Source organism: Romboutsia sp. 1001713B170207_170306_H8 (genome assembly GCF_015550495.1).
Classification (GTDB): Bacteria; Bacillota; Clostridia; order Peptostreptococcales; family Peptostreptococcaceae; genus Romboutsia_E.
Genome location: NZ_JADNAX010000002.1, coordinates 36,632 through 61,805 on the forward strand (window position 1 = coordinate 36,632; position 25,174 = coordinate 61,805).

The 25,174-nt window shown below is 27.6% G+C and carries 22 protein-coding genes and 1 riboswitch; of the genes, 3 read left to right on the forward strand and 19 right to left on the reverse strand.

All coding sequences use genetic code 11. From position 1 onward, the window contains the following. Nucleotides 1–12: 12 nt before the first annotated feature. The 3 genes from nadC to nadA are packed head-to-tail and all read right to left on the reverse strand — an operon-like array spanning nucleotide 13 to nucleotide 3,041. Nucleotides 13–849, reverse strand: a complete 837-nt coding sequence (gene nadC, locus I2A66_RS04850; RefSeq protein ID WP_195251119.1) for a carboxylating nicotinate-nucleotide diphosphorylase — start codon at nucleotides 847–849, stop codon at nucleotides 13–15. After that, the gene (locus tag I2A66_RS04855; protein ID WP_147516321.1) at nucleotides 830–2,125 is read right to left on the reverse strand and encodes an L-aspartate oxidase; all 1,296 of its coding nucleotides are present in this window, start codon (nucleotides 2,123–2,125) and stop codon (nucleotides 830–832) included. The genes nadC and I2A66_RS04855 overlap by 20 nt, the downstream gene beginning before the upstream one ends. Then, a complete protein-coding gene (nadA, locus tag I2A66_RS04860; RefSeq protein ID WP_147516320.1) occupies nucleotides 2,109–3,041 on the reverse strand; it encodes a quinolinate synthase NadA in 933 nt (310 codons plus the stop codon). Before nadA ends, I2A66_RS04855 begins: the two co-directional genes overlap by 17 nt. 176 nt (nucleotides 3,042–3,217) lie before the next feature. Between nadA and I2A66_RS04865 the strand changes: the two genes are divergently transcribed. Further along, complete coding sequence (locus I2A66_RS04865; protein ID WP_147516319.1) at nucleotides 3,218–3,862, forward strand: Crp/Fnr family transcriptional regulator; 645 nt, start codon at nucleotides 3,218–3,220, stop codon at nucleotides 3,860–3,862. 69 nt (nucleotides 3,863–3,931) lie between these two features. Here I2A66_RS04865 and asnB read toward each other — a convergent pair whose 3' ends face one another. The 10 genes from asnB to I2A66_RS04915 form a co-directional block, all read right to left on the reverse strand. Further along, complete coding sequence (gene asnB, locus I2A66_RS04870) at nucleotides 3,932–5,773, reverse strand: asparagine synthase (glutamine-hydrolyzing) (protein ID WP_195251121.1); 1,842 nt, start codon at nucleotides 5,771–5,773, stop codon at nucleotides 3,932–3,934. 216 nt (nucleotides 5,774–5,989) lie between these two features. After that, nucleotides 5,990–6,185: riboswitch (cobalamin riboswitch) on the reverse strand. A 47-nt stretch (nucleotides 6,186–6,232) separates the two neighbouring features. After that, nucleotides 6,233–7,327 (reverse strand): DNA polymerase IV, encoded by a 1,095-nt coding sequence (gene dinB / locus I2A66_RS04875; RefSeq protein WP_195251123.1) that lies wholly within the window; start codon nucleotides 7,325–7,327, stop codon nucleotides 6,233–6,235. A 254-nt stretch (nucleotides 7,328–7,581) separates the two neighbouring features. Further along, nucleotides 7,582–9,090, reverse strand: coding sequence for a DUF1846 domain-containing protein (locus tag I2A66_RS04880; RefSeq protein WP_195251125.1), 1,509 nt, complete (start codon nucleotides 9,088–9,090; stop codon nucleotides 7,582–7,584). Between the two features lie 247 nt (nucleotides 9,091–9,337). After that, entirely contained in the window at nucleotides 9,338–9,529 is a 192-nt protein-coding gene (locus tag I2A66_RS04885) for a hypothetical protein (RefSeq protein ID WP_195251127.1), read from the reverse strand. A 96-nt stretch (nucleotides 9,530–9,625) separates the two neighbouring features. Then, nucleotides 9,626–11,287 carry a ribonuclease J gene (locus I2A66_RS04890; RefSeq protein ID WP_147516316.1) on the reverse strand — a complete coding sequence of 554 codons (1,662 nt, stop codon included), beginning with the start codon at nucleotides 11,285–11,287 and terminating at the stop codon, nucleotides 9,626–9,628. A gap of 128 nt (nucleotides 11,288–11,415) precedes the next feature. Then, nucleotides 11,416–12,606: a M20 metallopeptidase family protein gene (locus I2A66_RS04895; RefSeq protein WP_195251128.1), complete on the reverse strand. Its 1,191-nt coding sequence runs from the start codon at nucleotides 12,604–12,606 to the stop codon at nucleotides 11,416–11,418. Between the two features lie 112 nt (nucleotides 12,607–12,718). Then, on the reverse strand, nucleotides 12,719–13,588 hold the full coding sequence (locus I2A66_RS04900) for a hypothetical protein (RefSeq protein WP_147516314.1): 870 nt from the start codon (nucleotides 13,586–13,588) through the stop codon (nucleotides 12,719–12,721). A 102-nt stretch (nucleotides 13,589–13,690) separates the two neighbouring features. Beyond that, nucleotides 13,691–13,897, reverse strand: coding sequence for a hypothetical protein (locus tag I2A66_RS04905; protein WP_122641016.1), 207 nt, complete (start codon nucleotides 13,895–13,897; stop codon nucleotides 13,691–13,693). Nucleotides 13,898–14,001: 104 nt separating this feature from the next. After that, nucleotides 14,002–14,466 (reverse strand): DUF134 domain-containing protein, encoded by a 465-nt coding sequence (locus I2A66_RS04910; protein ID WP_122641017.1) that lies wholly within the window; start codon nucleotides 14,464–14,466, stop codon nucleotides 14,002–14,004. Nucleotides 14,467–14,525: 59 nt separating this feature from the next. Continuing rightward, nucleotides 14,526–15,386 carry an Mrp/NBP35 family ATP-binding protein gene (locus I2A66_RS04915; protein ID WP_147516313.1) on the reverse strand — a complete coding sequence of 287 codons (861 nt, stop codon included), beginning with the start codon at nucleotides 15,384–15,386 and terminating at the stop codon, nucleotides 14,526–14,528. A gap of 187 nt (nucleotides 15,387–15,573) precedes the next feature. Here I2A66_RS04915 and I2A66_RS04920 point away from each other — a divergent pair, with 187 nt between their 5' ends. Beyond that, nucleotides 15,574–15,996 carry a GtrA family protein gene (locus I2A66_RS04920; RefSeq protein WP_164489088.1) on the forward strand — a complete coding sequence of 141 codons (423 nt, stop codon included), beginning with the start codon at nucleotides 15,574–15,576 and terminating at the stop codon, nucleotides 15,994–15,996. Between the two features lie 53 nt (nucleotides 15,997–16,049). On the opposite strand, the gene larA is transcribed toward I2A66_RS04920, so the two are convergent. From larA to I2A66_RS04935, 4 genes are all read right to left on the reverse strand, one after another. Beyond that, the gene (gene larA, locus I2A66_RS04925; RefSeq protein WP_147516312.1) at nucleotides 16,050–17,192 is read right to left on the reverse strand and encodes a nickel-dependent lactate racemase; all 1,143 of its coding nucleotides are present in this window, start codon (nucleotides 17,190–17,192) and stop codon (nucleotides 16,050–16,052) included. An 8-nt stretch (nucleotides 17,193–17,200) separates the two neighbouring features. Further along, nucleotides 17,201–17,335: a hypothetical protein gene (locus I2A66_RS17400; RefSeq protein ID WP_279309964.1), complete on the reverse strand. Its 135-nt coding sequence runs from the start codon at nucleotides 17,333–17,335 to the stop codon at nucleotides 17,201–17,203. Nucleotides 17,336–17,519: 184 nt separating this feature from the next. Next, a complete protein-coding gene (locus I2A66_RS04930) occupies nucleotides 17,520–18,584 on the reverse strand; it encodes a YkvI family membrane protein (RefSeq protein WP_122641021.1) in 1,065 nt (354 codons plus the stop codon). Nucleotides 18,585–18,768: 184 nt separating this feature from the next. Next, on the reverse strand, nucleotides 18,769–20,040 hold the full coding sequence (locus I2A66_RS04935; protein WP_122641022.1) for a dicarboxylate/amino acid:cation symporter: 1,272 nt from the start codon (nucleotides 20,038–20,040) through the stop codon (nucleotides 18,769–18,771). A 321-nt stretch (nucleotides 20,041–20,361) separates the two neighbouring features. Here I2A66_RS04935 and I2A66_RS04940 point away from each other — a divergent pair, with 321 nt between their 5' ends. Then, entirely contained in the window at nucleotides 20,362–20,778 is a 417-nt protein-coding gene (locus I2A66_RS04940; protein ID WP_195251130.1) for a single-stranded DNA-binding protein, read from the forward strand. A gap of 47 nt (nucleotides 20,779–20,825) precedes the next feature. On the opposite strand, the gene I2A66_RS04945 is transcribed toward I2A66_RS04940, so the two are convergent. Continuing rightward, on the reverse strand, nucleotides 20,826–22,745 hold the full coding sequence (locus I2A66_RS04945) for a glycoside hydrolase family 13 protein (RefSeq protein WP_195251132.1): 1,920 nt from the start codon (nucleotides 22,743–22,745) through the stop codon (nucleotides 20,826–20,828). Next, nucleotides 22,723–25,170, reverse strand: a complete 2,448-nt coding sequence (locus tag I2A66_RS04950; RefSeq protein ID WP_195251134.1) for a glycogen/starch/alpha-glucan phosphorylase — start codon at nucleotides 25,168–25,170, stop codon at nucleotides 22,723–22,725. The genes I2A66_RS04945 and I2A66_RS04950 overlap by 23 nt, the downstream gene beginning before the upstream one ends. Between the last annotated feature and the right edge of the window lie 4 nt (nucleotides 25,171–25,174).

Below are 25,174 nucleotides of genomic sequence, written 5' to 3' on the forward strand. Positions count from 1 at the left end.
ACTACATTAAATTTATATATTTCTTAAATTCTTTAAACTTAAGTCTAAAGCTTTTACTGAGTGAGTTAACTCACCAACAGATATATAGTCTACACCTATTTTACTTATCTCTTCCATTCTTTCTAAAGTAACATTACCTGAAAATTCAACCAATGCTTTTCTATCAATTATTTTCAATGCTTCCCTAGCTGTATCTATATCCATATTATCGAGCATTATTATATCCACTCCAACTTCAACAGCTTCTTTAACCATATCTAAATTTTCTACTTCAACTTCTATCTTTCTAACAAAAGATGTATTTTCCCTCAATAACTCAACCGCTTTTTTTATTCCACCAGCAGCTTCTATATGATTATCTTTAATCATTATTCCATCAGACAAGTTAAATCTATGATTTATTCCACCACCAATTTTTACAGAATATTTATCTAAAATTCTTAAGTTTGGAATAGTTTTTCTAGTATCTAGTAATTTCGTATTACTATCTTTTAATTTATCTACAAATTTATTTGTTTTCGTAGCTATTCCACTCATACGCTGTAAATAGTTCAATGCTACTCTTTCCCCAGATAATATATTTCTAGTACTACCTCTTAATAAGGCTATTTTATCGTATTTTTTAATTTTATCTCCATCATTTTTAAGCGATATAACTTCCACTTCACCAAGTATATCAAATACTCTTTTGAATATAGGAAGTCCTGCGAGTATACCATCTTCCTTGCATATTAAATCAGCCTCACATTTTAAATCTACTCCTATAATTGAGGTAGTGCTTATATCTTCATTTGGTATATCCTCAATTAAAGCCTCTTTTATCATTTTATCAATTAGCAAGTAGTTCATTTTTTAAATCCTCTCTTATAGTGATTATCTTATTTAATAAAATAGATTTATTTAGGTGTGTACATAGTTCTATATTTAACTTGTCATCTTCAACTATATTAAATTCTATAATATCTATATTTTTATTTATATGGTCCGCTGCTCTTTTAGAAAAAACTAATCCTTCTAATAATGAATTGCTCGCTAATCTATTTGCACCATGGACACCTGTACAACTTACCTCACCCACTGCATATAATCTAGTCATTGATGTATATGAATTTAAGTCAACATCAATTCCACCCATAAAATAATGTTGTGCTGGAGTAACCTTTATATATTCTTTAGTTATATCTATTCCTCTCAATAAACATTGTTTATATATATATGCAAATCTATTTTTTATATATTTTGCATCTAAATGTGTTACATCCAAGTAAACATAATTTCTATTATCAATTTTCATTTGCTCAAAAATTGCCTTACTTACAATATCTCTTGGTAATAACTCATTTATGAACCTTTGTTTATTTTTATTTAATAACTTCCCGCCTTCTCCTCTTACAGATTCTGATATTAATAGCTTTCTACCATGGCTATTTTCTTCATAAAAAGACGTTGGGTGTATTTGTATATATCCTATATCTTTTACTTTTATATTATGTTTAAGCGCAATAGCCAATCCATCGCCAGTTAAATGTCTTTGATTAGTTGAACTTTTAAATAGTCCTCCTATTCCACCAGTTGCTAAAACAACAACTTTCGAAAATATATTAATTTTATCTTTATCTTTTAGTACTATTCCACCTAAACATTCATTATTAAAAGTTATTATATCTATTAGACATGTATTTTCAAATAAAGTTATATTTTTTCTATTCTTAACCTCATTTATTAAAGTTTCAAATACAGCTTTACCTGTAGTATCCTTGCTGTATACAATTCTATTTATACTGTGTGCACCTTCTCTTGTAAATGCTATTTTTCCATCATCTTTATCTAAATTAAGTCCAAGTTTAATCATTGACTCTATATTGTTCATAGATTCTATAGCTAAGACTTCTACCGCTTCATCTTTATTTTTATATTGTCCAGCTCTTAAAGTATCTTCTATAAATAAATTTATATCCTCTTTTCCTCTAGCAGTAGAAATCCCTCCTTGAGCAAGGTATGTGTTATTATTCTCTATACTATCTTTTGAAATAACTAATATGTTTAGTTTTTTATCTAAGTTAAGAGCGCAATATAAGCCCGAAACTCCACTACCAACAATCAAAACATCATACTGTAGATTCATTTTTATCACCTGCAAATCTATGCATATTTAGCAAACAATTTAAAGCATTAACTCTTATCTCTTCTTCTATATATATTTCATTTTCCATTTTTAATAAAGTTTCATATATACTTTCTAATGTAGTTTTCTTCATATCTTCACAACATACACTATCTCCAGGTATGTAAAAATTTTTGTTAGGATTTTTTTTTGTTAATTCATGTAGTATTCCCTCTTCTGTTGCAACTATAAAGTCTTTATAATTACTTTTTGTAGCATAATCTATAATTCCCGATGTAGATCCTATATAGTCCGCTATATCTCTGATTTCACTTTGGCACTCTGGATGCACTAATACTTTTGCATTTTTATATCTTATTTTTAACTCTATTATGTCTGATACCTTTATATTGTGATGATACTTACAGTATCCATCCCAAAGAATAAATTCTTTTTCTGGAAATTCCTCTGATATATATTTACCTAAATTTTTATCAGGTACAAATATTACTTGTTTTTCATGAATATTATTTAATATTTTAACTGCGCTTGAAGATGTTACAGCTACATCACAATGTGATTTTACTTCTGCTGTAGAATTTATATAACAAACAACTATAGCATTTGGATATTTTTTTTTAAGTTCTAATATAACTTTTTCATTTGCCATATCAGCCATAGCACATCCGGCATCTATTATAGGCATTAAGACTTTTTTATTTGGAGATAATATTTTTGCACTCTCCCCCATAAATTTGACTCCACAAAACACAATTACTTCTTCATCACAATCTCTTGCTATTTCACTTAAAAAATATGAATCTCCTACATAATCAGCTAAATCTTGTATCTCTGGTGGTTGATAATAATGAGCTAGTATAATAGCATTTCTATCTACCTTTATTTTATTTATTTTCTCTATTAAATCATTTGACATAAATAAATCCCTTAACCTTTCATCTGTATATACACCTGTAAATCCATTGTATCATTTGATATTTTAATCTTCAATATAAACTAATTACTTTATAGAATTATTTTTTTAAGATATTATATATATTAGTTGGGTATAAAATAATATATAATTTTTATATATAAGATATAGGTGATAAAATGCTAAAAAATAAAACTAAAAAAGAATTAATAGAATTCTTTAGAGATGTAAACTATAGTATAGTTAAATATGATAAGAATGATATTATTGCTATCGAAAATTCACCATGTAATAAGGTTGGATTAGTTCTAAGTGGTAATATAGATATAAAAAGAATTTTAACTAGTAACAAAGTAGTTCATCTTTCTTCATTTAGTGTTGGCTATTTATTCGGAGAAATAATTGCATTCTCTGATGCTAACTCTTATCCAGCTACAGTTATTTCATCAACTAATAGCGAGGTAATGTTTATAGATAAAGATGATTTTATTTATTTTTGTACTAGCCACCCTAGTTTCTTGAAGTTATTTTTAAATGACTTAACTAATAAGATAATAACTTTAAATAAATCTATAACTGGTTTATCATTTAGCACAATTAAACAAAAACTATGCAACTTTTTAATACAAGAATCTAACATCCAAAAAAGTAATTTTATAAAATTAAACATGACAAAACAAAAGCTTTCTGAATCACTTGGAATTCCTAGACCTTCACTTTCAAGAGAATTAATTAACATGAAAGATGAAGGATTAATAGATTATCAAAAAAACATAATAAAGATACTAGATAGAGAGGCTTTGGAAGATATTCTGATGGACTAACTTAAAACAAAAATAGCTTAATTTTATACTTTATATTTGTATAAAATTAAGCTATTTTTAGCATTCTATCTATAATTGTAAGTCTACATTATAAAGATTCATCCAAGTGTTTATTTGAATTAAATATGCTATAACTTGAGGACCTGTCATTAATTGTCCAAACCAAGGTTGGTTAAATGCTGAACCACCAGTCTGAACTAATTCTTTTACAAATTCTTCATCTATAATTTGATGAATAGGGGAACTTTTATCATCTAATATTCTCTTTAACATCTTACATACTTCTTTTGTGTATATTGGATTATGAGTTTTAGGATAAGGGCTTTTTTTTCTTTCAACGATATTTTCTGGTAATATTCCTTTAGATGCTTCTCTTAACAGTCCTTTTTCTCTTCCATTTAGCAGTTTTATATGCTTAGGCATATTAAATGCATATTCTACTAATCTTTTATCTGCAAAAGGTACTCTACCTTCTAAACTATTATGCATAGTCATTCTATCTTTCCTATTTAATAAAGTTATCATAAACCATTTTAGATTTAAGTATGATAATTCTCTCATTATTGAATCTTCCTTTGATTCTCCATTAAGCTTAGGCACCTTAGCTATACTATCTCTACATGCTTGCTTTACATAATCTTCTATTGGTAACAACTTCAAACTATCATTTAATACATTTTTCCTATAACCAATTGTGGTAGCCCAAGGGAAAATTTCTATAGAATCATATTCTCTAGTATACCAAGGGTACCCTCCAAAAACCTCATCTGCACATTCTCCAGATAAAACAACTGTAGCGTGTTTACTTACCTCTCTTGAAAAAAGGTCTAAGGATGAGTCAATATCTGCCATACCTGGTAAATCAGATGCCATAGTTGCATCTATTAAAGCATGCGCAAGTTCTACATTATCAAGAACTACGTCATGATGATTACTTCCGATATACTCTGCCATAACCTTTACCCAATATGAATCTGAGTTTGGTTGAAAATAACTTTTCTTAAAATATTTTTCATTATCTGTATAGTCTATAGAAAAAGTATTAAGTGTTTCTTTTCCTTGTCTATTGAAAGCATCTGCTGCTACCTTTGATATTATACTAGAATCTAATCCACCAGATAAAAAAGTACACACAGGTACATCACTTACAAGTTGACCCTCTATTGCTTCAATCAATAAATCTCTTACATATTTCTTAGTTTCTTCTAAGTTATGCTCATGTTCTTTAGCTTGAAGCTTCCAATACTCTTTTAATTTTATGCCTGATTTATTAAATCTTAAATAATGTGATGGTGGAACTTCTCTTATATCTTTAAAAATACCACTATTTAGGCTTCTAGCAGGTCCTAGTGATATTAACTCTAAAAATCCATCTCGATCAACAACATGACTAATTAATGGATGAGTTAGTAATGCCTTTTCTTCAGATCCAAAAACTAAGTTCCCATTCTTGTAAGAATAAAATAATGGCTTTACACCAAGTGTGTCTCTTGCTAAAAATAATTCTTGTTTATACTCGTCCCATACTCCAAATGCATAAATTCCATTTATATAATCTAAGCACAATTCACCGAACTCTATATATGCTGTTAAAAGAACTTCTGTATCTGAATATGAATCAAATGTATATCCTCTTTCCTTTAATCTATCTCTAACCTCTTCAGTATTATATAACTCTCCGTTATAGCAAATTGTATATTCTCTATCTCCTATAGTTTTACTCATCGGTTGTAATCCACCTGTTGGATCTACAATCGCTAATCTTTTGTGTCCAATAATAGAGTGTGAATATGTCTTTATACCTTCAGAGTTAGGACCTCTAAATCTTAAGGTTGATATCATATTCTCAACTATATTTGTGTAATCCTTTATATTGTCATTAAGGTTACACCATCCTGATATTCCACACATTAGCCTTCCTCCTTAAACTTAAACTGCATAATTTATTTTATGTATGCTTAGGCTTAATGTTATAGAAAGTATTTTTTTCTTAAATAGTTTTTTTAATATAAATATATAAAATAAAAAAGAACCAATATCTCTCGGTTCTCAAAATATATAATATGTACTTTAAAATATATCTATATAAAAATAACCCTCATATTACATATTCTCTCCCTCCGAAAGATTAATGCTTAATTTTAGGCAGGTCTCCTGACTTTGAACTCAACCTAATAGCTTATCCTTCCCAGTATACACCAGTGGAATTAGAGTCTCCAAACTCTCAAGCGTTCGTCATTCTTACAGTAGCGGGGGCTGTTATGGACTTTCACCATATTCCCTTTTAAGTACTCATTTGTACACCTTAATAATTTATATTTATACTTTAATTATATTTACTATACTTTTATTTTTCAACAGCTAAAATTACTATTTTTTTAAATTATTCATATATTCAAATATTGTTATATTGCCAGCTTCAACTTCCTTATCTACTAAATTAGATAGTGTAACTCCTAATAATCTTATCTGCTTTTTATTATCTTCTAGGTTTTTTAACAGATTATATACATTAATTCTAATATCTTTCTTAGTGTTTATAGGATGCTCTAAACTTATACTTCTAGTTATTTGAGTAAAATCTTCATACTTTATCTTTAATGTAACTGTTTTTCCTAGCTTATCTGAATATTTACATCTATATGCAACATCTTCACATAACTCACTTAATATATTAGTAACCTCTTCTTCATCAATACTTAAGTTTTGGCTTAAAGTAGCCTCTGAACCAATAGATTTTCTCTCTCTATAAGGCTCTACGGGTCTATAGTCAATACCCCTAGAAAATTGATAAAATAGATATCCCCTATTTTTAAAAATATTTTCTAGTTCATAAATATTTAATTGCCTTAAATCATATCCATTTTGTATCCCCATATTTTTAAGTATTTTTCCAGTTACTTTTCCTACACCAAAAAATTTATTTATAGGAAGCTTATCTAAGAATTCTTGAGAATCCTCTTGTGTTATAACAGTTAAACCATTAGGTTTTTTATAATCTGATGCAAGCTTAGCTAAAAACTTATTATATGAAACTCCAGCTGATGCTGTTAGATTAGTTTCTTTTAAAATATCATTTTTTATCATTTTAGCTATAGTTGTTGCATACTTTATATTTTTCTTGTTGTTTGTAACATCTAAATATGCCTCATCTAATGATAATGGCTCCACTAAATCTGTATATCTATGAAATATTTCTCTTATTTGATTAGATACTTTACGATACTCATCAAATCTAGGATACACAAATATTGCATAAGGACATCTTTTATAAGCTATTTTAGATGGCATAGCTGAATGTATTCCAAATTTTCTTGCTTCATATGAACATGTTGTAACAACTCCCCTACTTTCTGGAGGTCCACCAACTACTACCGGTTTTCCTTTTAACAACGGATTATCTCTTTGTTCTACAGATGCAAAAAATGCATCCATATCTATATGAATTATTTTTCTATTTTCCATCCAAACTATTACCTCCACTTAAAAATTCAAGTTAATAATTATTATAAAATATTTTTTTTGTATTTTTAAAAGTTTTTCTTGCAAAATCCCTTAAAAACATTTAAAATAAGTATTCCAAGGAACTAAGTATTTATTCCTTATTGATAACCGTAAATTTATTTTTATGTATATTTTTATTTGTATTTTGTATTTTATATTTAAAAAAGACCATTCTACTATTGTAGCATGGTCTGATTTTCTATACTTTTATTTTGTTAGTTAGCGTAATATAAGTTTTGTGATGGATATTCTGGATCACAAGTCACATCTATGCCAAGTTCTCTAAATGTTTGTTCATCTGTTTTACTTAATATTGTAGTTGAATGAGCTTGAGATCCATTTAACATTGGAAGTTTTTCCACAGCTGCTTGAGCAGTTGGATTTGTAACAGCACTTACGCTTAAAGCCATTAGTATTTCTTCACAACTTAATTCTGGAGTTCTACTTGCTAATGTTTTAGTTTTTAAATTTACAATTGGTTCTAAAATTGCAGGAGATAATAAATGCATATCATCTGATATATTAGCTAAATGTTTTATTCCGTTTAATATTGCCGCTGCACTTGCATTCATTAAATTTGAACTCTTTCCTGTAAGTATCGTTCCATCAACTAGTTCTAATGCTACAACTGAGCAACTATCTGTTTTTTCTGCAGTTTCTTTTAACTTCGCACTGTATTCTCTAGATGGTGTAACAACCTTTCTATCTTCAGGCTTTAATCCAACTTGTTCCATTATTAACTTTATAGTGTCAAATGCATCTTTATCAAATTGACCTTTTTTATACTCACATGCAGTTTTAAAGTATCTTCTTATTATTTCTTGCTTAGAAGCTTCTCTAACTACTTCATCATCTATTATACCAAATCCAACCCTATTAACGCCCATATCTGTTGGTGATTGGAATATAGATTCTTTTCCAGTTATTTTTTCTATTATTTTCTTAAGTACTGGGAATAATTCTAAGTCTCTATTGTAGTTTACTGATGTTTCACCATATCTTTCAAGGTGGAATGAATCTATCATGTTAACATCCTTTAAATCTACAGTAGCTGCTTCATAAGCTATATTTACTGGATGTTTAAGCGGTAAATTCCAAACTGGGAATGTTTCGAATTTAGAGTATCCAACGCTATTTCCTCTTTTATTTTCATGATATAACTGACTTAAACAAGTTCCTAACTTTCCACTATTTGGTCCTGGAGCTGTTACTACAACTATAGGTTTAGTTGTTTCTATATAAGGATTTGCACCATATCCTTCATCACTAACTATTGTATCAACATCAGTTGGGTATCCCTTTGTTGGAGCATGCTTATATACTTTTATCCCCATTCTCTCTAACTTATTTATGAATACTGTAGTTGCAGGTTGTCCTTCAAATCTTGTTATTACAACACTGTTAACATCTAAGTCATATGCTCTTAAGTCATCGATTAACCTTAGGACTTCCATATCATAAGTGATCCCATAATCTCCTCTTACTTTATTTCTTTCTATATCACCAGCGTAAACACATATAACAACTTCTAATTTATCTTTCATATGTTGTAATACTTTGATTTTAGCATTCTCATCAAATCCTGGTAATATCCTTTTTGCATGTAAGTCTCCGATTAACTTTCCACCAAATTCTAAATATAACTTGTCAAAATTATTAACTCTCTCTAGTATATATTTTGACTGTTCCTCTAGGTATTTCTTATGATCAAATCCTATTTTCATTGTGCCACCTCACTAAATATTTAATTTTTATTTCTTACTTGATAACCGTATTTTATATATATTTGTATTTGTATTTTGTTAAAAAGTTTATATTTATTTTTTCTTTTTAACTAAGTTTATATTATACAATTTAAGACAATATTTTTCAAGATTATTTTCACTCAATATTCTATAAATTTATGTATATATTTTTTTATTTTATATAAAAAAGTACCGAAGTTAATCGGTACTTTTTACATCAATTTGATTAGCAGCAGCCACTATCAAAAACGTCTCCACATCCACATACTATTAATAATAGTATTAAGAATGGTATCCATGCACATATATCAAAATCTACCCATACATCTTGGAATGCTAAGAATAAGAAGAATAATACTATTATCCACCATCCACATCCACCAAAGAATCCATCGTCTCCAAAAAATCTGTCTAACATTATGTTGTCCCCCTATATAATTTTTTTGAAGTTTTTTAACTCCTAGCTTATACTATGAGACAACTTTGATTTTTGACATTACTTTTTAATCAAATTTTATACTTCCATTATTATTGGAAATACACTAGGTCTTCTCTTTGTCTTTGTATATAAGTGATTCTCAACAGATTTTTTTATACTATTTTTTAAAATATGCCATTCTATAACTTTTTCTTCTAAACATTGTTCTACTACATTTCTTGATATATCCTTGATTTCATTTATTAAGTCTTCTGATTCTCTAGCATAAATAAATCCTCTTGTTATTATATCAGGTCCTGCTACAATCTCAAATGTATCTCTATTTATAGCTAAGACTATTGTTACCATACCATCATTTGCTAAGTACTTTCTATCTCTTAAAACTATATTACCTACATCTCCTACTCCTATACCATCTACATATAAAACACCTGTATGTATTTTCTGATTTGCATTAGCTTCATTCTCTGATATTTCTAATACTTGACCAGTTTCTAATGTAAATACATTTTCAGGACTCATTCCAAGTTTTATAGCTAAATCACTATGATGTTTTAAATGTCTATACTCTCCATGAACAGGCATAAAGTATTTAGGTTTAACCAATGTATGTATTAACTTTAGTTCTTCTCTATATGCATGTCCAGATACATGTATATCTTCCAAATCTTCATATATTACTTCTACACCTTTTCTAAATAGTTGATTTATAACTCTTGAAATAATCTTATCATTCCCAGGTATTGGAGATGCCGATATTATAAATAAATCATCTTTATCTATTTCAATTTTTTTATGTGATCCATGAGCTATCCTTGAAAGACCTGCCATTGATTCACCTTGACTTCCAGTTGTAATTATAGTTATGTTTTCATTAGGATACTTATTAATATCATCAATATCTATAACAGATTCATCTGGTATATGTAAATATCCTAAATCCATAGCTACTTGTGATACATTTTCCATACTTCTTCCACTAAAAGCTATCTTTCTATTCTCTTTTATAGATGCATTTGCTATTTGTTGCATTCTATGTATATTTGATGCAAATGTAGCTACTATTATCCTACCTTTTGCATTTCTAAAAATTCTATTTAGTGTTTCTCCTATTACCTTTTCAGAAAGTGAATGTCCTTCTCTTTCAACATTAGTGCTATCAGCTAATAGTAATAATACACCTTCATCCCCTAATGTTGAAAATCTATTTAAATCCATAACTAATCCATCAATAGGTGTATAATCAATTTTAAAATCTCCAGTGTGTACTATAGTTCCAATTGGTGTAAATATGGCTAATGAACAAGAATCTGCTATACTGTGTGTTGCCCTAATAAATTCTATACTCATATTATCAAATTTCACCATATATCCTGCATTAACCGGATTTAAAGTACATAAGTCTAACATTTTGTGCTCCTTTAACTTATTTTCAACTAGCCCTAAAGTTAACTTTGTACCATATATAGGCATATTTAATTGTTTTATTATATATGGTATAGCTCCTATATGATCTTCATGACCATGTGTTAAAAATAAACCTTTTACCTTATCCTGTCTCTCAATCAAGTAACTTATATTCGGTATGACTAAGTCAACTCCATACATATCCTCATCTGGGAAAGATACTCCACAATCTATAACTATTATTTCATCTTCATACTCTATTGCTGTAATATTTTTACCGATTTCTCCCAAACCTCCTAAAGGGATTATTTTTACACTTTTTTTATTCATACTATTTTCTCCTTATCAATTGTCGTAATATATTTATATTATTTTTAACAATATATAAAAATCTATGTTGTTTTTAATATAAATAAAAAGCAAAGTCACTTAGTTTAAAGTAACTTTGCTTTTTATCCTTAATTGAAATACAATGTGTTAATTACATGCATCATAACTCCAGTTGTTAAACACCCTTCATCTATATTAAAATTTGCTGTATGAAGTGGACTAATTATATTTTTATCTTTATTTCCACATCCTAAATGAAAAAATACACCTTTACATTTATCCGTATAAAATGAAAAATCTTCTCCCCCCATAGATGGATATTCTTTTAATAAAAAATTATCTTTACCTAATAATTTACGTGTATTTTCTTTCACTATATCTACCAAATAATTATTGTTTATTACTGGAGGATACCAGTTTGGGTCAATATCTATATGTCCAATGCATCTATGCGCTTTAGATATATTTTCAACCATATCATAAACTCTATTGAGTATAAATTCTCTATCTTTTATTGTAAGCGCCCTTATAGTTCCCTCAATCTTCACTTCTTCACAAATAATATTTTGAGCTTCTCCTCCATTTATTTTTCCTAATGTAATAACACTAATATTAGAAGGTTCTATTTCTCTACTAACTATATTTTGTAAAGCAAGTATAAGTTGAGATGAGGCAATTAGTGAGTCTACACCATTATTAGGATATGCTCCATGAGCCCTTTTACCTTTTATTCTAATTTTACATCCATTAGCGCTTGCATTCAGAGTATCATACTTACATTCTATAAATGATGTTTCTAAATAAGGTTGGACATGAAGTCCAAATATATAATCAACCTTTGGATTTTCCAAACATTTATTTTGTATCATATATTTAGCTCCACCTATATTTTCTTCCGCTGGTTGAAATAAGAATTTAATATTAATATTTAGACTATCTCTTATTTCATATAATATTTTACATGCGCCTAATAATATTGCAGTATGAGCATCATGTCCGCAAGCATGCATTATACCTTTATTTAAAGACTTATACTCAACATCATTTTTTTCTTCAATCGGTAAGGCATCAATATCAGCTCTTATAGCTATTGTTTTTTTTGCATTTGACTTAATTATATATGCCATTATTCCATAGTTATCATTAAATTCTTTATATTCTATACCTATCTCATCTAAATATTTCTTAATTTTACCTTTAGTTATAACTTCATTCATTGCAAGTTCTGGTGTTTTATGTAAATCTCTTCTTATGTCTACAATCCACTGTTTTAGTTCATTAGATTTATATTTAATTTGCTCTATATTTAATACACTCACAATAATCTCCCCTAAATTTTATAAATTAATTATATAATAAAAAAATAAGTAGGATATCAAAAGATCTCCTACTTATTTATATTATAAAAACTACTCATATATTTTTAAAAGTTTAATTTTTGATGTATGAATTTAAAAATTCTATCATCATTGGCTTAATTATCCCTCCATAATCAACAACCTGAGTTATTTGATTATTATTTTCTGTCTTAGAATTAAAATTACTTATTTTAAAAGTTAAAATATTATTTATATTTTCAATTATGTATCCTGCATCTTTTGTAACTGTTATCTCTAAATCACCCATATCTGAATCTATATCTTCAATTCTTTCTTTATTTGCACAAACGATTCCATCATCATATGAACTTCCGTATGTAGCAAATGGAATATAAAAACATTTAGTACTATTCGCACTTTTTGATTTTATAAATAATCTTGGAGTAAGTTCACTTTTTTCCATAAATATAGGATTTGCTTCCGTTACTTCATCCAGATTTTCCTTTATATCATTTAAAAATTTATTCATATCAAATTTTTCAGATTCAATTTTTAATATATTTAAATTATCTAAGTTCTCATTAGGTATGTATTTAGTAACATTTTTAAATACATCATAATAATCTTTTATTTCATAACCTTTTTGTATATACTCATTCTTTAATTCATACTCTTTATCAAATTCTGTTATAAGCTTAGTTAGTTCTTCTTTTGTATCAAAATCTTTTATTGTATCAACAAAAGGTATTATATTATTTGGCTTCATTAAAAACATTTCCAATGGTTTCATAGTATCATTTGCGAACTTAATATCCTCTTCTTTAAAAGCTGCATTTATACCATCTTCTAAAAATGCCACTTCTACTTCCATTTCATATTCATCTTCACTAATTACATTTGAACCTACTGGATACATTGCTATTAATTTACTTTTATCATACACATATCCAAAAGAATAACTTATTTCAAATTGTCTACTCATAATGTCCTCCTAATTAATTTTAATTTATATTATATAATTTATCCAAAATTTATAAATTACAACAAAAAAGCACCTAAATGTAGGTACTTTTGTAATTAACTATTATTTATCTTTAGTTACATTCTCTTTTTTATTTACATTTAATCTTCTCATTATTCTTATATGTTTTCTAATAAAATAAACTTCAAAAGTCATAGCTGCACAAGCTATCAGTCTTGTAGTCATATCAGTTGTATTTATCGCTACATTATAAAAATACATAAATAACATTAAATCAATTCCGATTATTACAGTATCTAATATCTTCACCTTGTCATCTCCTCTATTCCAAAACTTTGAATAAAGAATTCAAGTTCTGTGATTATGGCATTAAAGTTATAATATCAGACTGCTTTTCTTTAGTCAATTATTATCTATTTCTTAAGAGACCACTTTTTTGAAAATCCTGCATCTTCGCTAGACATAACTTTTGTCGACTTACATTTCGGACATACTATATCTTGGTATTCATAATTTACATAATAAATATATCCACATGTAGCACATCTAAACTTACAAACTTTTTTGTTATCTAAATCTTCATCTTCTTTAGGATCATTTTCTTTTATCGTTAATTTTATATTTTTCCCATCAACTAGTGCTACTGCTATTTTTTTTCTAGCTTCATTAATTAATGATTCAAAATCTTTTAATGTTATTCCCATTTTTTTAGAACATATTTTACTACTATAACCTTCTACATCTTTTAAGCTAATTGCCTTCATTTCATCATTACTTAATTTTATTTCTTGTAAATTATCATCATTTTTTACGCAGTATTCAATATATCCTTTTTCTGGAAAAAACTTTATACTATCATAACTTCTAGTTTGCTTCATAACAAAACCTCCTAATACTATAACTTTTCCAGATTCCAGATTTAATGATAATTACATTATTATATAGTAGAGATTATGTATTTTTCATTTTCAATTTTATTTAATGAATTTAACATATTATTTACTATAGGATTAAATAGATCATCTAAATTTTCATCACTCTCATATATTCCAACTGAAACATTACCTATTTCAGAGTTCATTGGTAATGATCCTAATAAATTTAAATTCATTTCATCTAAAAAATCCCTACTATTATTACTATTAAAAATTCGAATTTTTTTACCACAATCTGGACATAGTATATAGCTCATATTTTCAACTACACCTATTATATCTATATTCATTTTTTTCACCATATTTACTGCTTTTGAAACTATCATTGAGACCATATCTTGTGGAACTGATATCATAACTACTCCATTTAGAGGAATTGATTGCATTACTGTTAATGCCACATCTCCTGTTCCTGGTGGCATATCTATAATAAGATAATCTAAATCTCCCCATATAACATCTGTATAGAATTGTTTAACTGCATTTGATATCATTGCACCTCTCCATATGACAGGTTGATTTTCATCTTCTATTAATAAATTTAAAGACATTACTTTTATATCATCTTTACTTATTACAGGATGTAATTCTCCGTCTATTGTATTAGCTCTTAAGTTGCTAACCCCTAATAACCTTGGTATACTAGGTCCAGTTATATCTGCATCTAATATACCTACTTTATACCCTTTCTTCCTTAAACTTTTTGCTATTAAAGCAGTACTAGTTGATTTTCCAACTCCACCTTTTCCACTCATTACCCCTATTATTCGATTAATTTTATTTTTAGGATTATTACTTACTCCACAGCTTGACTGTTCTTTATTACAAGATTTACTTGATGGACAAGATCCACAATTTGACATTTATTTTCCCCCTTTGATATTTATACATTTACTTTTAACTAAATAGTAGGACTTTTTTATATTTATGTCAAAGGCAAATATTTTTAATTTAATTTTATAATTCTTGGAATAATAACTTATATACAAATAAATTTTATTAATATATAATATAATATTTTATATTATGACTTATAAGGAGATCGCTAATATGTCTAAACACTTTTCTATACAATTTAGCAACTTAAAATCTAAGTTTATTGAATATATAAAATTTAATATAGTTGGAATAAGCAACTTTTGGATATCTCAGTTTTTTTATCTTATGCTTTTTTTAAAATTTAAAATAAATTATTTAGTTTCCTATACTATTGTCAGTGTCATTAGCATAAGTGCCTCTTACTTTCTAAACTCAAAGTATACATTTAAAAATAGTAAACTTTCATTAAAAAAATTTTTGCTTACTTTCTTAGTTTATATATTTGAGTATATATTAAATATGGGAGTAATTATATTTATGGTTAATATATTAGGAATAAGCAAAGTATTTGCACCAATGCTTGCTCCCGTGATTTCTACTATACCTATATTTTTTTTAATGAAATTTGTTATAAATAATCAAAAACTACAATAATAAAGTAAAAAAGAGTTGTACAAAATACATTAAGTACTTTATACAACTCTTTTTTACATTGATATAGGTAATGTATTACCTCCATATGGCATCAAAGTTATTTTTGGATTTTCAATTTCACAAATTTCATAAGCTAACTTCATGGCCTCATCTAAATCATGACATGGTATCATATTAAAATCTTTCACTATATCATCATCTAAATTGGATATAAATATAACTTTTCTATGATTTGCTGTATAGGCTGTTTTATAAGCTGCATATCCTGGTACAGTAAAGTTTTCTTTTAATGCATTTTCCATATCTTCTAAGGTAGTATACTTAAACCATTCTGCAAATTCATCAGCACCTAATCCATCCCTACATTCACTAGCTAATATTAATACACTGTTCTCTTTTCCGCCATACAATGCATTATCCATGGTCTTTATAGTTTGGTATAAGTTAATATCTTTAGGAAATCCTCCTGCTGATGCCACTATTATGTCTGCTTGACTTTGTACTGGAACTCCATAAAGACTTCTTATAAATAAGCCACCTTCATACCATGCTTTATAAAAATGTCCCGCTACAAATTTTATAAAGTTTCCTTCTGTATCAAGAATAACATTAAATAAAAAGTCTGGATTTACAATTTTACAAACTTCATTCATATCTTCTCTTAGTGGATTACCTTGTACTATATTAGGTCCTGCCATTAAATTAAGACCACTTGATTTTCCTGGATTAAAACAAAGTCTATGATTTGCTTGTATTGTATCTATTCCTACAACACCTGGAAGTATACTCTTAGCACCTCCTCCAAATCCTGCAAATATATGGAATACTATTCCTCCAGTTAATATTACTCTATCTGCTTCATATACTCTCTTATTTAAATATATAGGAGTCTTTCTACTTGATTCTCCTAAATAAACTAGTTCATTTTTATCCTCACATTCATGGTCATATACATTAATTCTATCTAGAACTTCTTTTCCTACAACAGCTATTAATTCTTCTTTTGTACTTTTTCTATGTCCACCTAAAGCTATTACTACAAACATATCTTCATCTTTCACGCCTAAATATGAAAGATAATTTACTATATGTATTACAAATTTATTACTCTGCATCCAAGCTCTGGTTATATCACTTACTATTATAGATATTTTTTCACCTGGCTTTATAATATCTCGAAGTGCTTCTGTTCCAATAGGATTATCTAAAACTTCATTAACTTTTTTTCTATATCTATTATAGAATCTACATGTTTTGGTTTAAGCAAATGAATAATATGCTCATCTTTTATACATGTAATTAATGTGGTATCTCCATATTTAAAACTATATTCCCCCATAACCTCACCTCTTGTTAGTTTTATTTATGATTATACCACTTATTATTATAAATTTCTTTACTTTTTCAGAATTTTTAGATTTTTTCAATAATATAGGCAAATGTATTTTCTCCGTATGACATTAACATAACTTTATAATTGTATTTATTACAAAGTATATTTACTCAACCAGTATACCTAAATCTTATACATATATGTTTTTTATAAATAAACCTATTATTATTAGTACTCCCAATGCTCCTGATATAGGATATATAAAGTTTACTAATACCGAAAATGGAATTCTTCCACCTATTAAAGCTATTAATGAACATAAAAATGCTATAAGGTTAAATTTCCACGTTCCCTCTTTTGCAAAACTATTACATACACTCCATAATAAAGGCACTGCTGTTGTATATATTCCAGCTATAAGTATAAATGAAAATAAAATACCTACTATTGGTCCTATTTTTTTAGCCATATATAAAGTGGGAATTTCATTTAAACATATATTTTCGATATCTGATAATATCCCTAAATTAATAACTAAACAAGCCAACATAAAAGCTAACCCACCTAAAATACCACCCCATCTACAATTAATTTTATTAGTAGATGTTTGTCCTACACTTACTAAAAATGTCGTAACCATTATTATATTAAGACCACTATATAGTATACCTGTAAGGTGCCAATTATCTACTGCCTTAGTTACATTGAGTGCTGAAACTATATTTTCACTATTGATGAAGCTTGAATAATTTCTCGATACAGTTATAATTCCAACTGCTAATGACACTATTACGATTATAGGTCCAACATTTCCTAAAATATCTACAACTCTTTTTATACCCATTAATACCGATACTAAAGATAAGACAGCCATAAGTGTACTTCCAATATTTCTATCTATGCCATAATATTGACTTATTGATGCACCTGCTCCAGAGACCATCACTATAAAGCTACAAAGAAAAAATACTGGCATAAACATTTTAAATAAATTTCCAATAGATTCTCCCCATAAATATGTGAATATATCATTAGATGACTTCAAGTTAATACTTTTCCCTATTTCTAATAACTTTGATCCACAATAACACATTATAATCATACAAATAAATGTAGAAAAAATACTTTTATGTACTCCATGTGCAGAAAAAAATTGCATTATTTCTTGCCCTGTTGCAAACCCTGAACCTATGCATACCGATATATATGTTCCTGCAAACTTTAAAATCTCTTTCACTTTATATTTATCTTGCATGTTCATCCTCCTAACATATAAATAACTTTGTCCATAATTATCTATATGCTAAGATATCTAGTTATAATAACTAAATAATAATTTATTGTACAAATTATATTTGGATATAATTATCATATTAAAATAGGGCATCTCAAGTTGAGATACCCTATTTACTTTAGCCGATCAATATTTACTAACCTATTTATATTAAATTATCTACAACGTCTTCACTATTATAAGTTTTTAAATCTAATTCCTTTTCGCTATTTGCTATTATTAATGTACAAATATTGTCCCCCATAACATTTACAGTCGTTCTAAACATATCTATTATTCTTTCTACACCCATTATCAATCCAATACCCTCAAGAGGTAACCCTACTGATTGTAATACCATTGATAACATTATCATTCCAACCCCGGGTACACCTGCTGTACCTATAGATGCTAATGTTGCAGTAAGTACAATAGTAATCATATCATTCATTCCTAAATCAATTCCGTATATCTGCGCTATAAACAATGCTGCTATACCTTGCATTATAGCTGTTCCATCCATATTTATTGTAGCACCCATAGGTATAGTAAATGACCTTACACCTTTACTAACACCTAATTCTTCCATTATTTCTAAACTAGCTGGAACAGATGCATTACTTGACGCTGTTGAAAATGTAATAGCTGCAACACCACTAAATTTACTTATAAATGGTTTTATTTTTTGTCTTGTAAATATTTTAAATAGACCTCCATACACAAATGTTACATGTATTAAAAGACCTAATAATACTATTACTATATACTTTAATAGAGCAAATATAGCATCAGTACCTACTGTTGCAAATGTAGTAGATACCAGGGCAAATACACCATATGGAGCTGCTAACATTATTATACCTACCATCTTCATGCATATTTCATTTGCACTTTCAAACACTACTCTAACTGGTTCCGATTTTTTTCCTAATATACTCATAGATATTCCTAAAAGCATTGCAAAAAATATCACTTGTAACATTTCCCCATTAGCCAGCGATGCTATTGGATTTGTTGGTATTATATTTAATATTATCTCTACCAGTGACTTAGATTCTCCTATTGTAACTTCTCCTGTAACCATACTACTCATATCTAATCCTATACCAGGCTTTAATAAGCTACCTAATACTAAAGATATTATGATTGCTATTGCAGTTGTACCTAAGTAGAATAACATAGTTTTTCCACCTATTCGTCCTAACCTTTTTACATCACCCATAGATGATGTTCCACATACTAAAGATACAAATACTAATGGTACTACCATCATTTTTATTGCTGATGTAAATCCTGTACCTACTACTTTTAAAATTCCATCTAGTAAAAGTGTATTCTTTATAAATCCATCTTGAACTTTACTAAGTGCTAAACCAAACACGAATCCTAAAAACAATCCAAGTAATATTTTAGTCGTCAATGTTAATTTCTTTTTCATACTTAATTCCCCCGTATTCGAACTTTTTATTTTCTTATATTTTAATTATACATTATATTTATATAGATTACATTAAAAAATTAATTATCACCTTTGATATAGAGATTTTTTTATTATTTTATTAACCCGAAATCAGTTTTGGCTTTATTTTATAAAATATTCACCATTTTTACAATTCTTTTTAATGCGAACTGGTAAAAACTTTTTAATAAAGAAATTTCATGTTTTATTATATCTATAATTTTTTTATTATTTTTTGTATTTAATATTATTTATTTGTCTAAAATCAAAATAAAATAAAATTTATCTTGAGGTGATTTAATGAATAATATTACTCTAATCGGTAGGCTTATAAATAATCCAGAATTAAACTTTATCGGAGAATCAAATAATACTGTTACAAGTTTTACAATAGCAGTTAGTAGAAATTATAAAAATAAAATTGGTATAGTTGAATCTGATTTTATTAGAATTGAATTTTGGGGCAAAAGAGCAGAAATTTGCGCTCAATATATACAAAAAGGTAAACTAGTAGCTATTGAAGGTTCCATTAGAACTGATAGATACGAAACTTCTGAAGGATCTTATAAATATAAAACTTGGGTCTTGGGTAATGAAATTAAATTCCTCGATCATAATAAATCTAGTGATAAAAAATACTATGAATCACCTCAAATATTTAATGAATCTAATGAAAGTACTTCTACCAATATATCTGATGAAGAACTTACATTTTAAAATAAATAAAAGTGTATCAAATTAATAACTTGATACACTTTTATTCTCTATTCTACTATATGTTTTCTTAGTGTAAATATTCTAAAAGATTTTTCGTCAATTTGTATATTGAATAATCCTTTACTGAAAACTCCACCATCTTCTTTTTCTATTATTTCACCATACTTCTTAGGAATATATTTAATATAAACTTCCTCTAGCACATCACCATTTAAATCTAAAGATACATTTTGCACAGTATTATCTCTATTTATTAATATTAGTAAATCTTCATTATTTAAATTATCATTTACTCTTAAATATCCAAATACATTGTCATTCTTGGTATCTATAAAGCTTGTTTCTCCATATGTAAGTGTTTTATATTTTTTTCTTGTATTTATTGCATTTTTATAAAAATCTATCATCTCTTCATCTTCATTTTTCCATGGATAAGTTCTTCTATTATCTGGATCTGTGTTTCCTTCAAGACCAGCTTCATCACCATAATATATATATGGAATACCTTCAGAAGTCATTTGTGTTATGACTGCTAATTTTACCATATCTTTATCACAATTTAACTCAGTTTTTATCCTTTTAACATCATGAGTTCCTAATAAATTTAAATTGGACTTAAATAGTTCACTTGGATAGTTTTCTTTTATTTCCATATAGTTATTTCTTAATTCTAAAGATGTACATTCTCCTTTTAAGAAGGCTAGTATATTCTTTCTAAATGGATAACCTAATACAGAATCTAATTTGTCACCAGAGAAATAATTCATTCTCTTGCCGTAACTTATCTTATTTGATGCATCTTCCCATACTTCACCTGTAAGTATTGCATCCTTATCAACTGATTTTAATTCTTTTCTTAATTCACTTAAAAAAGTTTTAGGAAGTTCATCAGCTACATCTAGTCTCCATCCCTTGACTCCCATTTTAGTCCATTTTTTTATTACGCTATCTTCATCATACATTATGTAGTTCATATAACTTGGCGATAATTCATTTATATTAGGCAGTGATTTAATTCCCCACCAGCAATCATATTTATTAGGAAATTCTTCAAATCGATACCAAGATGAATATTCTGAATCCTGTGATTGATAAGCCCCTATGCTATCATAATTACCATATTGATTAAAGTACTTACTATCAGCTCCTGTATGATTAAATACACCATCCAATATTATAGACATTCCTTTTTCTTTAGCTTTTTCTATAAGTTCAGCAAAAACTTCTTCATCTCCAAACATCGGATCTATCTTTTTATAGTTTCCTGTATCATATTTATGATTACTAGAAGATTCAAATATAGGGCTTAAGTATAAAATACTAACACCCAATTTCTTTAAATATCCTAATTTATTTATTATTCCTTTTAAGTTACCACCATAAAAATCCCATCTAGCTATATCTCCATTTTTATCTTTTATATACATCGGAGTATCATCCCAATTTGCATATATAAATGAATTTTTCTTAGGATTTATTGGTTTGTCATTTCGATTTCCATTATTAAATCTATCTACAAATATATGATAAAGTATACCTTCCTTATACCAATTAGGAACCTTTATATCTTCATGAACTGTTATTTGATATTTGTTTATATTTTCATATTTATATTCACAAGCTCTACCATCATTTTTACTCTTACCGTAAAATACTTTTTGATTATTACCATCTATTTTTCCTTCAACCTCAAAATAATAGAAATATATACCAGCTTTTTCAAAAGGTCTTATTTTACAAGTAAAAGTTTTTTCATTCCCTATATTTTGTATTTCTTTTAATTCTATTCTATCATATACAAAATTAGTTAAATCTTCATGTTCCCCTAAAATTACTAAAGATATGTTATATACATCTATATCCTTATTTGTAATAACATTTATAATTGCTTCATTCTTAGTATTCAAGGCTCCAAACGGAGCCTTAAACCCTTCATCCCAAGAATTATAACTTATACATTTTCTCATTCTTCTCACACCCTTTAAACCAAATGTCATCGCCATATTCTTTTATCGTTCTATCACTAGAAAATACGCCGGAATTAGCTATATTAATTAAAGACATTCTGTTCCAATCATATTTTTTCTTATATAAAGCACTTAGTTCCCTTTGTGCTCTTTCGTAATCATTGGCATCCCTTAGTACAAAATATTCATCATTATATGTTATTAAAGAGTCATAAACTTCTCTTCCTTCTTTACCTAAGTTAGGTATAAATCCATTTACTAAATCATCTACAACTTGTTTTAGTCTCAAATTTGTATGATATAAATCTATAGATGAATATCCTCCATTTTTATTATAATTCAATACTTCTTCAGCCGTTAAACCAAATAAAAACATATTTTCTTTACCAACTAGTTCACATATTTCAACATTTGCACCATCTAACGTTGCCATAGTTAGTGCACCATTCATCATAAACTTCATATTACTAGTTCCTGATGCTTCTTTTGTAGTTGTTGAAATTTGTTCACTTACATTTGCTGCAGGTATTATAAGCTCTGCTAGAGAAACACCATAGTTCTCTATAAATACTACTTTAAGCTTATCTTTTACTCTAATATCATTATTAATTAAGTCTGCAACTGAGTTTATTGTTTTTATTATGCACTTCGCTAAATAATATCCTGGAGCTGCTTTTGCTCCAAATATGAAAGTTCTTGGCTGTACATCCATATTAGGATTTTCTAATATCTTATGATATAAAGTCATTATATTCAATAAATTCAGTAATTGACGTTTATATGCATGTAACCTTTTTACTTGAACATCGAATATAGAATTTGGATCTACATCAATACTATATTTTTCCTTTATATAGTTAGATAATAAAACCTTATTATCATATTTTATATTATCTAATTTATCTAATACATTATTATCATTTTTATATAGCTCTAACTCTTTTAATTTAAATGTCTCAGTCTTCCAATCAGGTCCAATCAAATCAGTTATTAATCCACTTAATTGGGGATTTGCACTAATTAACCATCTTCTATGAGCTATACCATTAGTCTTATTATTAAATTTATATGGCTCATCTTCATAAAAATCTTTTAATACTTCTTTTTCTAATAAGTTCGTATGAAGTTTAGCGACCCCATTTACACTATAGCTAGAAACAATACATAAGTTAGCCATATTAACCATTCCATTATTTATGATACTCATATTATTTACTTTATCTTTATTTTGATATTTACTATTTAAATAAAGATTGTATCTTCTATCAATTTCTTCAATTATCATATATATTCTTGGTAGCAATTTTTTTACCATTTCTGTTGGCCATTTTTCCATAGCTTCAGACATTATAGTATGATTTGTATATGATATGGTATTTCTAGTTATATCCCATGCTTCATCCCATGAAAGTCCTTCTATGTCTAGTAGTATTCTCATAAGCTCTGGGACGCATAATGCTGGATGAGTATCATTTATGTGAATAGCTACTTTATTTGGTAGCTCATGTATATCAAACTTATGCTTTTTATACTTTCTGTATATATCTTGTATTCCTGCACTTACAAAAAAGTATTCCTGTTTTAATCTTAATAATCTACCTGCATAATTAGAATCATTAGGATATAAAACTTGAGAAATCTCTTCTGTATAATACTTATAATTTAATGCCTCTTCATAGCTTGCTGAATAGTTTCTAGCATTTGCTGTTGTTTGACCAAAATCCCTTCTTGGTATCTCACTCTTCCATAATCTAAGTGTGTTTACACAGTCATTTTCATAACCGATTATAGGTATATCGTAAGGCATAGCCATAACTGGAATATAATTTTTATGAATTACTTTTAAACTTCCATGATGTTCTTCTAAGTAAACATCACCTTCAAACTTAACTAATATAGCTTTATTTGGCCTAACAACTTCCCATAAATAATTTCCTTGAGTTAACCAATTATCAGGAACTTCTACCTGGCAACCATTTACAAATTTTTGTTTAAATAAGCCATATTTATATCTTATCCCATATCCATGACCGCTCATACCTACAGATGCCATAGAATCTAAGAAACAAGCGGCTAGTCTTCCTAGTCCGCCATTTCCTAAAGCTGGATCTACCTCTGACTTTATTAAATCATCAAGGTTAATACCTAGCTCTTTAAGTCCTTCTCTTATATTATTTTCTACACCTAAATTTAATAAATTCGATTTTAGCTGTCTTCCTAATAAGAATTCAATTGAAAAATAATATACTTCCTTCTCTTTGTCAATTTTTGTGTCCACCCATCTTTTAGCAATAAGATCTTTCAAAACACCAGCAAGAACATTTAATAACTGTTCATCGCTAGCTTCATTTATAGGCTGTGCATATAAACTATACATCTTACTTTCAAAGTTTTGTTTAAATTTCCTTTTGCTAATTGTGATCATCAAA